The sequence below is a fragment of the Mycobacterium sp. IDUB_39 genome, assembly GCF_055419205.1.
The window spans coordinates 272,247-284,472 of the sequence record NZ_JBVAXF010000003.1 but is presented as its reverse complement, the minus strand read 5'-3'; the positions used below and the strand labels follow the sequence as shown (position 1 = coordinate 284,472).

Sequence of the window (12,226 nt, the reverse complement as noted above, 5' to 3'; positions counted from 1 at the left end):
AGTTTTGTTCGTTGAAACCTCACCACAAGAGGATGATTCGATCTTGATGCGCGGACACCGCGCTCCGCGGGGGGCTCTGCGCCGAAGTGGAGGAGGAAGCGAAATGAAATATGTCGTTGCGATGAACTTCAGGATGGGCGGTTCGGCGTCCGAGAACGACGCAGCCGTCAAGCGCATGCTTGAGCTGTACTCCAAGTGGTCACCGCCCAAGGGCACGACGTTCCATCAGTTCCTCGGCAGACTCGACGGTGGCGGAACATTCGCCGTAGTCGAGACCGACGATCCGGCGGAGATCGCGGAGACCACCAGCCAGTTCGGCCCATATGTCGAGTACCAGCTCTATCCGGTCCTTGACATCGAGGACACGGTCGGCGCCGCGCAGAAGGGCGTTGCGTTCCGGGAGTCGGTCGGCTGACCCACCCGCCATCCGGGCGTGTCAGGTGGGCGTGAGGATCACGAGTCGCTGGGTCGCACGGGTCATCGCCACATAGCGGTCGACCCCGCCTTCGACACCGCTGCCGAACGCCTCGGGATCGACGAGGATGACGAGATCGAACTCGAGCCCCTTCACCAGCTCGGGCGGCAGGGACTGCACCCGGGATGTCGGCTCGAACGTCGGATCACCGATGACACAGGCGGTTCCGTCGTCATGCGAGGCGAGCCAGTCGTCGAGGACGGCGGTGAGCTCCGACACTGATCGGTGTTCGACGGGGATACCGCCGCTGCGGGCGGAGATCGGCACGTTGGCGTCTGGGAGGACCGCCCGGATGATCGGCTCGGCTTCGGCCATGACCTCGGCCGGGGTTCGGTAGTTGATACGCAGAGACGCCACGTTGATCCGCTCGAGGCCGATCCGCTCGAGCCGTTCCCGCCAGGACTCGGTGAACCCGTGCCGGGCCTGCGCGCGGTCGCCGGCGATGGTGAAGCTTCTGGTTGGGCAGCGCAGCATCAGCATCTGCCACTCGGCGTCGGTCAGTTCCTGAGCCTCGTCCACGACGACGTGTGCGAATGGGCCGGCAAGCGGATCGGTGTCCGCGTCGGGCAGGGCAGCCTCGTCGACCAGCGCGTCACGGATACCCTGCTGGCGCAATTGGGCGATCATGCCCTCATCGTCGTCGGCCTGCAGAAGCTCGTCGACGACCCTGTCCATCTGCCTGCGTTCGACGGCGACGGCCGCCGCATACGCGCGCCGACGACGTGCGGCGGCGGGGTCGCCGAGCCGTTGCCGCGCTGCGTCCAGCAGCGGCAGATCGGACACCGTCCAACGCCGGGCGTCCGCGCGCTGCAGCTTCCGAACGTCGTCGGGACGAAGCCACGGCGCGCACTTGCGCAGGTAGGCGGGCACCGACCACAGGTCTGCGACGAGATCTGCGGCCTCGATCAGCGTCCACGAGTTGTTCAGCTTTGACCGCAGCTCCTCGTTCTGCAGCAGGGCGTTGCGGAGTGCAGCGGTTGGCGCGTCACCGTCGCACTTGTCGAGCAGGATCGTGAGCAGCACCTCCCAGATCGCCTCCCGCGCGATGTTGTGCGGCGTCCCGGGCTCGGGTGCGTCGAACGCCTCGGCCCAGTCGTCGGCGCTCAGCCAGATATCGGCCCAGTCGGTCGTGACCGTCATCCCCGTGCTGGGCGGCTCCTCATAGAACCTGACGGCTGTTTCGATCGCCCGCACCATGTCCACCGATGACTTGAGCCGGGCCACCTGCGGGTCGGTCTCGACCCCTGCCGCGGCTCCCTCGGGGACAAGGTCACCCACGGTGCAGGTCAGCACGCCCTCCTCACCCAAGTTGGGCAGCACATCGCCGACGTAGGCCAGGTAGGGCTGATGCGGACCGACGAACAACACCCCGCCTCGATGCTGATCGAGACGGTGGTCGGAGTACAGGACATAGGCGGTGCGGTGCAGGGCGACGACGGTCTTGCCGGTACCTGGACCACCGTCGACAACGAGGGCTCCGGGTGATGCCGCGCGGATGATGGCGTCCTGGTCGGCCGCGATGGTGCCGAGCACGTCGCGCATCTTCGCCGACCTGTTGCTGCCCAGGCTTGCGATGAACGCCGACTGGTCGTCTAGTGAGGCGTTGTCCTTCAGACCGTCGGGGGTGAACGCCTCGTCCCAATAGTCGCTGACCCGCGCCGTGTTCGCCGATCCGGAGCTCCAGCGATATCTGCGGCGACGTGTCAGACCCATCGGGTTCGCGTGGGTCGCACCGAAGAACGGCTCGGCCGCGGGTGTGCGCCAATCGATCAGCAGCTGTCGACCCGCACCGTCGATGAGGCCGAGTCGGCCGATGTACACGGGCGCGACGTCATCCGACCCGATCATGTGCCCGAGACATACGTCCAGACCGAAGCGGCGCAGGTAGCGCAGATGCGCCGCCAACCGGTGAATCTCCATGTCGCGCTCCATCGCCGCCCGATCCACGCCGCCGGGCGACCTGTGCAGGGCATCGAGGCGGGCGGTCACGTCCGCGATGGACTTCTCGAGGCACTGCGCGATGGCCGCAAAGTGCCGATCATCGTCGGCGATCAGTGTCGGGTCTGCCTTGGCGGTGAGGCGACCGGGAAGGTCGAAGGCGCTCGTCGACATCACACTCATTTCGTGGCCCTCACTTACATGCGTCTCTGGGTTCGGCCAGCGATTCTGCGGCACCACCCGGGTCTTGCCGCAAGCCCCCCAGTGCGCTATATGTTGAAGGTGGAAGGAGTTTCGTCCTCCCTTCTCATCGATCGTCCCTCGCACACGGGCAAACTCCATGACCCCCTCGGTTGTTTGACTCCGCCAGGAACCCTCGACGGACGTCCGGCATGTGAGGAAAAATCGCCCGACGAAATGTTTCGATGAGGCTGATCCGGGAAATCCACGCCCCGAACTACTAAGGGGCGCTAAACAAGCCCTCTCTGGACGTCGAGGAGCCGAACATGGGCAACGGCACATCTGGACACACGTCGGCGGATCGCCACCCGTCCCGCATCAAACGCGCACAACGCGGGATCCCTCTCCTGCTCGTCGCAGTCGTGGCGGTCATAACAGCGGTGGTTCACCCGTTCGTCTACGCCCCTGAGGCGGCAGCCGAGCCATGCCCCGACGTCCAGGTCGTGTACGCGCGCGGCACCTTCGAGCCGCCCGGTGTCGGACTCACCGGGCAGGCGTTCGTGGACGCACTGCGCGGGAAGCTGCCCGACAAGTCCGTTGACGTGTACCCCGTCAACTACCCCGCTTCTCTCGACTTCGCCCGAGCCGCCGACGGTGTCATCGATGCCACCAACAAGGTGCAAGATGTGGCGGCGAAGTGCCCCGACACGAAGATGGTGCTGAGCGGCTACTCCCAGGGCGCCGCCGTCATCGCCTACATCACCACCGATTCGGTGCCTGCCGACTACAAGTTGCCACCCGGGATCACTGGCCCGATGCCGGACTCCGTGGCCGGTCACGTCGCCGCCGTCACGCTCTTCGGAAAACCGTCGACCGGGTTCATGAACATGATCGACCGGTCTGCACCGCCCATCACGATCGGAAGCGAGTACGCGGGCAAGGCGCTCGACCTCTGTATACCCGCGGACCCGATCTGCTCGCCGAACGGCGGTGACAGTGCCCTGCACACCCTGTACGCGGTCAATGGAATGGCCGACCAGGCAGCGACATTCGCCACCCAACACTTGCGGCTGACGTGAGGTAGTTCAGCCCTGAATCTGTGAATTGTGCGAGGAAAGGGCGCTGTTGCTGGCGGTGGCAGCGGCAGTGGACGCGTTGGACGAGACGATATCGGCCGCGTGCAAGGTCTCTGGTCACGGCGAGCACGCGGCCGAGTCGATCAGGAACACAGTCGGCCGGCTGAGGACGCGACGCGCGACGCTGCTCGACGGGCTCACCGCGGCAGTGGACGAGGTGGCCACCGTCTACGCGGGGCTGCTCGAGCTGTCGGCCACTGCACGCACCGTGGGTGTCTGGCTTGAGGATACGGACGTCGGCGCGGTCAACGACTCCGTCACGCTCTTGCAGATGACATTCGCCGAACTGGAGGCAGACGCGGCAAGGCTACCCATCGATGGGCTGACCTAGATCTGCCCGAATCCGAATTGGACTGTCGTCCAACGGATTGCGTGCCTCACTTCACGATGAGCGCACGAACCACCCTGCAGGACGGCATCGTTCGATGACGAGCGCGCCGCCGTACAGGGGGTTGAAAAGCAGGAAACCCCCGGACTGATCAGGAATGGCACTGGGTTGCAGCGCGCATACCGATCAGCTCGGGGGTTGTCCGGAGGGAAGGTCTAGAGGGCGGTGACGCCGACCGCCTGGGGACCCTTCGCACCCTGCGTGATGTCGAACTTCACACGCTGATTCTCCTCCAGCGTGCGGAATCCGCCCGACTGGATCTCGGAGTAGTGAACGAACACATCTGCCGCGCCGCCGTCAGGCGAGATGAAGCCGAAGCCCTTCTCGCTGTTAAACCACTTGACGGTTCCTTCTGCCATGCTCTTACTTCCTTCTTCTTCTAGCAATGAATGCAACTGATGTGCATCCAGGTCTGTGGACGGTTTGGGACTAGGTGCGGTCACCAAACCGAGGTCGGGTCATGGGATTTGTACGAAGTGAGTGGGCGTAGACCGTCACAGTGCGGCGCTCCTGCCCGACCGCAAACCGGTCAATCCTCAAACCGACGACGTCACGACTAGATCAGTCGTGCGACGAAATACCGTCGATGTGGACTTACTCTACCGGCTTTTCGTCGCTGTCCCAACAGTTAGCCGAATATGGGTTTCGGCATGGTCCGTCGCGGAGCGGCCGCTGAGCCTGCAACGTGGTCCCCCGACAGGTGCTCGAACACGGCACTCGGACAGCGCAGCGGGACCTTTCACCTCCTCATGTCCGGGTGTCCGTTTCGGTGCGGCAGGCATCACACGTCGCGCATGCGCTACCGGCGTGTCGCGCACTGTTCCGACGCATCCACCGCCGAACGAACGCTCCCCTTGGGGCCCATGGGGCGCATGTGACTCGCAAACTGCCATATCGACCGCCTATCGGGGGCGTGCGACGGTAGTGTTTGGACGGCTATCGCGATACCAACCACCAGGTCATACGCGAGGAGCGGAGGCCGTCTTGAGCACTCGCAGAGCAGCGATACGACGACCGTGACCTCCGAACGCCCCGCGGCGGGTGAGGATCTCCCGCAGATCCTGGCCGACACCATCACGAACCTCCTCGACAAGCCTCGGGCCCGTGGCTGGATCCATCTGGTGGTCGCCGTGATGGCCGTCGTTGCGGGTGCGGCGCTGGTCGCGGTCGCGGCCGTCAATGTCTCATCGCGGGCCGGGTGGGCGACGCTCATCTATGCCGTGGCCATCATCGCCATGTTCAGTGTCAGCGCCATCTATCACCGCGTGGATTGGGTCTCCCCGATCACCGAGAAATGGATGATGCGCCTCGATCACTCGCTGATCTTCGTCTTCATCGCGGGCAGCTACACCCCGTTCGCGCTGTTGGCCATGCCGCACCACACCGGCACCGACCTGCTGATCCTGGTGTGGACCGGCGCTGCGGCCGGTGTCGCGCTGAAGATGCTCTGGCCATCCGCGCCGCGGTGGGTCGGTGTCCCCCTCTACCTACTGCTGGGGTGGGCGGCGATCGGGTTCGCGGGGACGCTCAGGGACGGCGGCGGCCTGGTGGCGGTGGTATTGCTGGTGGCCGGTGGCGTGCTCTATAACGTTGGCGCCGTGTTCTACGGCTTTCGGTGGCCAAACCCCTGGCCACAGACGTTCGGCTATCACGAGTTCTTCCACGCGTTCACCGCAGTGGCCGCGGTCTGCCACTACGCCGCCGTGTGGGTGGTGCTGCGGTAGTGACCCCGTCGCCAACGACAACCACTCCACCGACCACCATCCCCGCGCTCCTCGAACACAGTGCACGTGAGTTCGGCGGGCACACGTACCTGATAACCCCCGATGAACGGCTCACCTACCAAGAGGCCGAACAGCGTTCGGCCGTGGCCGCGCGGTGGCTGCTGCGCGAGGGCGTCGGCAAGGGCACCAGGGTGGGACTGTTCTTCGCGAACGGTGTCGACTGGGTGATCTGGTGGCTTGCCGCATCGCGGATAGGGGCGCTGGCCGTGCCGCTGAGCACTATGTACACACCCGCCGAGATCGCCAAGGTGGTCAGGCTCGCCGACATCGGGCTGCTCGTGGCGCCTGACCGCGTGCTCAAGGTCGATGTCGCCGAGCGGCTCGAGGCAGCCCTGCCCGGGCTCGTTGATCAGCAGACCGGAGCTCTGGTCCTGGGCACTGCGCCCTACCTGCGTCGCATCGTGATCACCGGCGACACTGACCGGCGCTGGGCCACCCGGTACGACGAGGAGGCCACCGCCTCCGTGCCTCCCGCGATGCTCGCCGCGGTCGAGGCAGAGGTCTCCGCTGCTGATCTCGCGGTCATGGTGCACACCTCCGGATCCACGGCGGATCCGAAGGGCGTCATCCACACCCACGGGACCCTGGTCAGGCAGACGGCGACGTGGCCCGCCGCGATTCGCGTCGTCACCGGATGGGACGGCGCCACCCGGGTGCTGTGTGCGATGCCCTTCTTCTGGGTCGGCGGACTCCTCGCGGTGACGGGCGCGCTGCACGAGCCCACCACGGTCGTGGTCCTGCCGTGGCTCGATGCCGCGACCGCACTGGACATGATCGAGAGGGAGCGGGTCACCGGGGTCGTGGGTTGGCCGGCGTTCACCCAGCGACTGCGTGAGCATTCGACATTCGGCAGTCGCGATCTGAGCAGTGCGCCGCTGCTGCGGGAGGGCCCGTTGGACATCGCCATGACCGACGTCCCGGACGGATATCCCGTGCACCGCACCATGTCCGAGACCGCAGGCGGCTTCGCTCATACCGACATCGCGATCGTCGGTGATGACGGAACACCGGTGGATTCGGGCGTCGTCGGTGAGCTTCGCATCCGTGGAGTCGGTGTGATGGCCGGCTACAACAAGCGGGAGCGGTGGGAGACCTTCGACGAGGACGGCTGGTATCACACCGGCGACCTGGTCTACCGCAACGACGGTGACCCGCGCCTGTTCTACGTCGGGCGCACAAGTGAACTCATCAAGGCGGGCGGGGCGAACGTGTCACCGTTGGAGGTCGAGGCGGTGATCGCCGACTTCGCCGACGTGACGCAGTGCATCGTCGTGGGCATCGAGGATCCGGTCCGCGGCGAGGAGGTCTGCGCCGTGATCGTGCCTGCTGACGCGGAACTCGACGTGGCATCCCTCGTGGCACGTGCGCGCGAGCAGCTCTCGACATACAAGGTGCCCACGCGATGGGCCATCGCGGCCAGTGAGCAGATCCCGACCCTGCAGAGCGGCAAGTTCAATCGGAGGGCACTGCGCGAACTCGTCGTCGACGGCGTCCTGACGTCAGTGAGGTCGTAACGCGGTTCGCGTCACCCCCACAGTCTGCGCAGCCGACTGCCGAACGGGTGCTTCACGGTCAGGGAGCCGAACCTGACATTGCCGCGCAGGACGACATGCACGCGGCCGGCGGGCGGTGCGGTGTTGGCGCGGGAATGGGCGCTGCTGCCAAGACACCTCAGGTCGTTGATGTCCACCGTGAAGTCGTCGGGCACCACGATCTCGGTGCTGCTGCACATGTCGTCGACGTCGACGGTGATGACCGGGGTACGGACATCGGCCTGAGTGAGATCGAGTTTCACGTCGGAGAACCGCGTCTTGAGCGTGAGACGCTCGGGCACTCGCCAGTTCCCCGATCGGTGAATCGAGGACATGGTCACCTTGATTGGAAGTGCCGCGGTCGCCGAGGGCAACGAGAGGTGGCGGGGGTCGGTGGCGGCTTGCGAACCAGGTAGGTCGGCCACGACCTCGCTCAACTCGCCCCTCGTCCGCGCGGCCAGTGCAGCGTCCATGCGGGAGCTGAACTCGTCCAGGGTGATCATGCCCTCGCCGACGGCGCGGTGCAGCATCTCGATCACACGCTCGCGATCCGCATCCCCTACCCGCAGCTCTCGTTCGTCCACTCGACCCAGGATAGGGGTTGGCCCGCCGCGGTTTACGCTGACGCACGTGTCCGATCAAGATCGTCAGCGCTGGGACGAGCGGTACGAGGATCGTGGACCGGTGCCACTCGACGACGTGTCACTGCCCCCGGTGTTCGAGCCGTTCGCCGACGTGTTCCCGACCGCGGGACACGCTCTCGATCTCGCATGTGGTCGCGGAACGGCCGCGGTGTGGCTCGCCCGACGCGGTATGACGGTGTCGGGCTTCGACGTCTCCCCCGTGGCGATGGCCCAGGCCGGTGAATTGGCGTTGGCCAGCGGTGTGATGCAACGCTGCCGTTTCGTGGCCGTCGACCTCGATGCCGGTCTGCCCGCCGGTCCGCCCGCGGACGTCGTGCTGTGTCACAGGTTTCGCGACTCCCGACTGGACGGCGACATCGTCGCGAGGCTCGCTCCCGGTGGAGTGCTGGCAATCAGCGCGCTCAGTGAGGTGGGCGCCTCCCCCGGCCCATTCCGGGTCAAGGCCGGCGAGTTGAGCGCGGCGTTTGGCGTCCTCGAGCCGATCGCCGCAGGCGAGGGCGACGGAGAAGCCTGGCTCCTGGCCCGCAAGTAGGCGTGCCGGCCAAGTGATCGGCGCACGCGGCTATCGTCGCCTGCGTGCTCGAACCCCTTTGGACTGCCGCAACCAACCATGTGTTCCTCGACGCCGTGCGCGAGGGCACGATCACGGACTCGGCGTTTGACCGCTGGCTGGCCCAGGATGCGGTGTTCGTCGCGGACCTCCTGCGCTTCCAGGCGCGATTGCTCGGCCGGGCACCACGATCCGCCCAGTCGACGCTCGCCGGCGGGTGCGTTGCCCTGGTCGAGGAGCTGGACTGGTTCGACGTCCAATCCGCGCGGCGCGGCATCGACACCGACCAACCGGTGCTTCCCGCCACGCTCGCCTACCGGGACCTGCTCGTGCGGCTGGACAACGCACCCTTCGACGCGGCGATCACCGCGCTGTGGGTTCTGGAGCGGGTGTACCTGCTCGCCTGGACCGTTGCGGCGTCCCCGAAATCGCCGTTCTCCGAGTTCACCGATCACTGGACGACCCCGGAATTCGCCGCCTACGTCGAGGCGCTCGGCGCTCTGGCCACGCCGGATGGTCACGACGACCTCATCGCTGAGGTCCTGTCGTACGAGGTGGCGTTCTGGGATATGGCGCTGCCGAATCCGTGAACAGAATTGATTTTGTGTCTAGTTAGTCGTTGACACCCGACACTCGCGCGGGTTCTGATGTGGACGTGACGACCGACGCATCCACCGCGACGGCCACGCCGCCGCAGATCTATCCAGTCGACCTCGCGAGGTCGATGCGCGATGTCGTGGCCGCGGAGGCCGCCGCATCGGAACGTCTGCGCACACTCTCTGCGCCGATCGTCGATGCGATGTGGTCGAGCGGCCTGATGACATCGTTCAACCCGGCGGTCGCTGGTGGCACGGAACCCTCCTTCGCTCAGATGATCGAGGCGTGGATCGAGATGGCTTGGCAGGACGGGTCATTCGGCTGGACAGGAATTGCGAACATGCCGTCGTCGCTGGCCGCGGCGACCTATCTGCCCGACGCGGGTTTCGAGGAGGTGTTCACCCGCAATGGCAATCGGGTGACCATCGGCGGCCAGTTCGCCCCGAACGGCCAAGGTGTGGTTGTCGATGCCGGAGCCGCCCCGGCGGGGACATCAGGCGGAGGCTACCGCTTGACCGGGGCGTGGAACTTCGGCTCCGGCACGGCGCATTCGGCGTATGTGGCGGCCGGCTTCCTGCCGATGGAAGACGGCGAGATGCGCTGGATCGCCGATGGCATCCCCGAGATGATGATCGCCGTCCTGCCGCGTGATGAGGTCACCTTCACCGACGGCTGGCACGTCCAAGGACTCAAGGGCACAGGCTCCTACGACTACAACGTGGCGGACCTGTTCGTGCCGGCGTACCGGACGTTTCAGCTGTTCACCCGCGAACCCCTACGCGGTACCTCAGCGGTGGGTCGGATGGGCATGATGGCCGTGACTGGCGCCGGTCACGCGGCGTGGGCGCTGGGTGTCGCCAAGAGCATGCTCGACGATGTTCAGGAACTCGCCGCCACCAAGTACCGAATGTCGGATATGGCGGCGCTCGCGAGCCGACCGACATTCCAGAAGAGCCTCGCCTATCACGTGATGAGTTGGCGCGCGGCGCGATTGCTCGTCCTCGACACCTATGGTCGCGCCGAGTCCGGCGTGCAGGCCGGTGCCGAGCTCACCCCGCAGGGTCGTGCCGACATGCGGGCCGCCGCGGTGTATGCGACGGACGTTGCCCGCGCGTGCGCCGAGTGGGCCCATCTCGCCGCAGGCACCACGTCCATCCGCGAGGGCAGCCGGTTGGAGCGGGCGTTCCGCGACATCTACACCGGTACGCAGCACGCGTTCATCAGCGAGAAGGTCGCCATCGACGCGGCGCAGATATGGCTGGGCACCATCGAGGACCACTTCGCGCTGTAGCGGCTCGCCGACTTCAACTAATCGTCGGCTCGCCGACCTCAGCCAATCGTCGGCTCGCCGACCTCAGCCAATCGTCGGCTCGCCGACCTCAGCCAATCGTCGGCTCGCCGACAGCGACAAGCATCTTGCCGATATTGGCCCCGGTGAAGAGTCCGTTGAGTGCGTCGACGCATGACTCGACACCATCGAAGATGGTCTGCCGATGCTGCAGTAGGCCGTCCTGCTCCCACTGACGTAGCGCGGCGAAGGCCTCGTCGAAGCGGCCCCACTGATCGAGGGCATTGAAGCCCTGCATCGACGCGGTTCGCGCCAGCAGGTTCACGTAGTTCGACGGTCCGGGATGCTCGCCGGTGAGATAGCTCGAGATGACCCCGCACAGGACGACACGCGCCCGCGGTGCGAGGCGGCCAAGCACCGCATCGAGGATCGGTCCGCCGACGTTGTCGAAGTAGACATCGACCCCGCGCGGGCAGTGCTGTTTGAGGCTGGCGGCCAGGCCGTCCTCGCGGTAGTCGATACACGCGTCGAAGCCGAAGTCCTCGACGACGGCCCGGCACTTCTGTGGCCCACCGGCGATGCCGACCACACGGGCGCCGTGAATCTTGGCGATCTGTCCGGCGATTGACCCGGTGGCGCCCGCGGCGGCCGAGACGACGACGGTCTCGCCTTCCTTGGGCTTGCCGATGTCGACCATCCCGAAGTACGCCGTGGCGCCGGTCGGGCCGTACACCGACATGATCGCCAGCTGGTCGGTCAGCCCGGGCATCGGCGTGCTGAACAAGTCATCGCGGATGATGACGTACTCCTGGAATCCGGTCAGGGTCGTGACGATGTCGCCGACTGCGTAGGCGTCGCACCGGGACGCCACGACCTCGCCGATTCCGGCTGCACGGATGACCTCGCCGAGTCCCACCGGCGGCAGGTAGCCCGGCTGATCGTTCAGCCAGGTCCGTACCGCGGCGTCGATCCCCACGTAGGTGGTCCGCAGCAGCGCCTCGCCCTCGGCCGGCTCGGGAGCCGGTGACGCGACGATCTCAGTGTCCCCGGGTGCGACCGCCCCGGTGGGTCGACGGCGAAGCAGCACTTGGTGATTCATCAGAGCGGGCACATCGTGAACCTACCCAATCGGGTGCCCTCAGAATGCAGAACGCCCCTCGACGCCGTGAAGACGGGCCGAGGGGCGTTCTCGAGAAGATGGGGTCAGCCCGCCGCCGCGATGGCCGCGTCGTAGTTGGGCTCCTGGCCGATCTCGGGGACGAGCTCGGCGTAGGCCACATTGCCGTCCGCGCCGATGACAACGACGGCCCGGCCCAGTAGACCCGCCATCGGGCCATCGGCGATCGTCATGCCGTAGTCCTCGCCGAAGCTGCCGCGGAACGCCGATGCCGTCGTGACGTTCTCGATGCCCTCCGCGCCGCAGAATCGCTTCTGCGCGAACGGCAGATCGTTCGAGACGCACACCACGGCAACGCCACTCCCGGCGACGCGCTCGTTGAAGGTGCGGACGCTGGTGGCGCACACCGGCGTGTCCACCGACGGGAAGATGTTCAGCACGACCGACTTTCCGCTGTACTGCTCGCTGCTGATCTCGCCGAGGTCAGTTCCGGTCAGGGCGAAGCCAGGTGCCGGCGATCCGACGGTGGGCAGTTCTCCGACAGTGTTGATGGGGTTTCCGCGCAAGGTGATCTGTGCCATGCCGACAGTCTGCCAA

General features: G+C 66.2%; 13 protein-coding genes. 8 read left to right on the top strand and 5 right to left on the bottom strand.

Going from position 1 to position 12,226, the window contains the following annotated elements:
* Positions 1-103: 103 nt before the first annotated feature.
* Positions 104-415, top strand: a complete 312-nt coding sequence (locus tag ACZY0X_RS13295; RefSeq protein ID WP_463771020.1) for a DUF3303 domain-containing protein — start codon at positions 104-106, stop codon at positions 413-415.
* A 21-nt stretch (positions 416-436) separates the two neighbouring features.
* On the opposite strand, the gene helR is transcribed toward ACZY0X_RS13295, so the two are convergent.
* Positions 437-2,596, bottom strand: a complete 2,160-nt coding sequence (helR, locus tag ACZY0X_RS13290; RefSeq protein ID WP_463771018.1) for an RNA polymerase recycling motor ATPase HelR — start codon at positions 2,594-2,596, stop codon at positions 437-439.
* A gap of 374 nt (positions 2,597-2,970) precedes the next feature.
* Between helR and ACZY0X_RS13285 the strand changes: the two genes are divergently transcribed.
* Both ACZY0X_RS13285 and ACZY0X_RS13280 read left to right on the top strand, forming a co-directional pair.
* On the top strand, positions 2,971-3,672 hold the full coding sequence (locus tag ACZY0X_RS13285; protein WP_463771576.1) for a cutinase family protein: 702 nt from the start codon (positions 2,971-2,973) through the stop codon (positions 3,670-3,672).
* Positions 3,673-3,718: 46 nt separating this feature from the next.
* Entirely contained in the window at positions 3,719-4,060 is a 342-nt protein-coding gene (locus ACZY0X_RS13280; RefSeq protein WP_463771017.1) for a hypothetical protein, read from the top strand.
* Positions 4,061-4,272: 212 nt separating this feature from the next.
* On the opposite strand, the gene ACZY0X_RS13275 is transcribed toward ACZY0X_RS13280, so the two are convergent.
* The gene (locus ACZY0X_RS13275) at positions 4,273-4,476 is read right to left on the bottom strand and encodes a cold-shock protein (protein WP_241405277.1); all 204 of its coding nucleotides are present in this window, start codon (positions 4,474-4,476) and stop codon (positions 4,273-4,275) included.
* A 657-nt stretch (positions 4,477-5,133) separates the two neighbouring features.
* Between ACZY0X_RS13275 and trhA the strand changes: the two genes are divergently transcribed.
* Together trhA and ACZY0X_RS13265 are read left to right on the top strand one after the other, a co-directional pair.
* Complete coding sequence (trhA, locus tag ACZY0X_RS13270) at positions 5,134-5,841, top strand: PAQR family membrane homeostasis protein TrhA (RefSeq protein WP_463771016.1); 708 nt, start codon at positions 5,134-5,136, stop codon at positions 5,839-5,841.
* Entirely contained in the window at positions 5,841-7,415 is a 1,575-nt protein-coding gene (locus ACZY0X_RS13265) for a class I adenylate-forming enzyme family protein (RefSeq protein ID WP_463771015.1), read from the top strand. The genes trhA and ACZY0X_RS13265 overlap by 1 nt, the downstream gene beginning before the upstream one ends.
* An 11-nt stretch (positions 7,416-7,426) precedes the next feature.
* On the opposite strand, the gene ACZY0X_RS13260 is transcribed toward ACZY0X_RS13265, so the two are convergent.
* Entirely contained in the window at positions 7,427-8,017 is a 591-nt protein-coding gene (locus ACZY0X_RS13260; protein WP_463771014.1) for a DUF1707 SHOCT-like domain-containing protein, read from the bottom strand.
* Between the two features lie 46 nt (positions 8,018-8,063).
* Here ACZY0X_RS13260 and ACZY0X_RS13255 point away from each other — a divergent pair, with 46 nt between their 5' ends.
* The 3 genes from ACZY0X_RS13255 to ACZY0X_RS13245 all read left to right on the top strand — a co-directional run bounded on the left by ACZY0X_RS13255 (position 8,064) and on the right by ACZY0X_RS13245 (position 10,515).
* Positions 8,064-8,609, top strand: a complete 546-nt coding sequence (locus ACZY0X_RS13255; RefSeq protein ID WP_463771013.1) for a class I SAM-dependent methyltransferase — start codon at positions 8,064-8,066, stop codon at positions 8,607-8,609.
* Positions 8,610-8,653: 44 nt separating this feature from the next.
* Positions 8,654-9,217, top strand: coding sequence for a thiaminase II/PqqC family protein (locus tag ACZY0X_RS13250; protein WP_463771012.1), 564 nt, complete (start codon positions 8,654-8,656; stop codon positions 9,215-9,217).
* Between the two features lie 134 nt (positions 9,218-9,351).
* Complete coding sequence (locus ACZY0X_RS13245; protein ID WP_463771574.1) at positions 9,352-10,515, top strand: acyl-CoA dehydrogenase family protein; 1,164 nt, start codon at positions 9,352-9,354, stop codon at positions 10,513-10,515.
* 88 nt (positions 10,516-10,603) lie between these two features.
* Here the strand turns inward: ACZY0X_RS13245 and ACZY0X_RS13240 are convergent, their stop codons facing one another.
* Positions 10,604-11,623 carry an NADP-dependent oxidoreductase gene (locus ACZY0X_RS13240; RefSeq protein WP_463771011.1) on the bottom strand — a complete coding sequence of 340 codons (1,020 nt, stop codon included), beginning with the start codon at positions 11,621-11,623 and terminating at the stop codon, positions 10,604-10,606.
* Positions 11,624-11,715: 92 nt separating this feature from the next.
* A complete protein-coding gene (gene tpx, locus ACZY0X_RS13235) occupies positions 11,716-12,210 on the bottom strand; it encodes a thiol peroxidase (RefSeq protein ID WP_463771009.1) in 495 nt (164 codons plus the stop codon).
* Between the last annotated feature and the right edge of the window lie 16 nt (positions 12,211-12,226).

Bases quoted from the DNA above. Each gene is read 5' to 3' on its own strand.
- ACZY0X_RS13245 (WP_463771574.1), top strand. From the start codon at position 9,352: ATGCGCGATGTCGTGGCCGCGGAGGCCGCCGCATCGGAACGTCTGCGC.
- tpx (WP_463771009.1), bottom strand. From the start codon at position 12,210: ATGGCACAGATCACCTTGCGCGGAAACCCCATCAACACTGTCGGAGAA.
- ACZY0X_RS13275 (WP_241405277.1), bottom strand. From the start codon at position 4,476: ATGGCAGAAGGAACCGTCAAGTGGTTTAACAGCGAGAAGGGCTTCGGC.
- ACZY0X_RS13295 (WP_463771020.1), top strand. From the start codon at position 104: ATGAAATATGTCGTTGCGATGAACTTCAGGATGGGCGGTTCGGCGTCC.
- helR (WP_463771018.1), bottom strand. From the start codon at position 2,596: ATGAGTGTGATGTCGACGAGCGCCTTCGACCTTCCCGGTCGCCTCACC.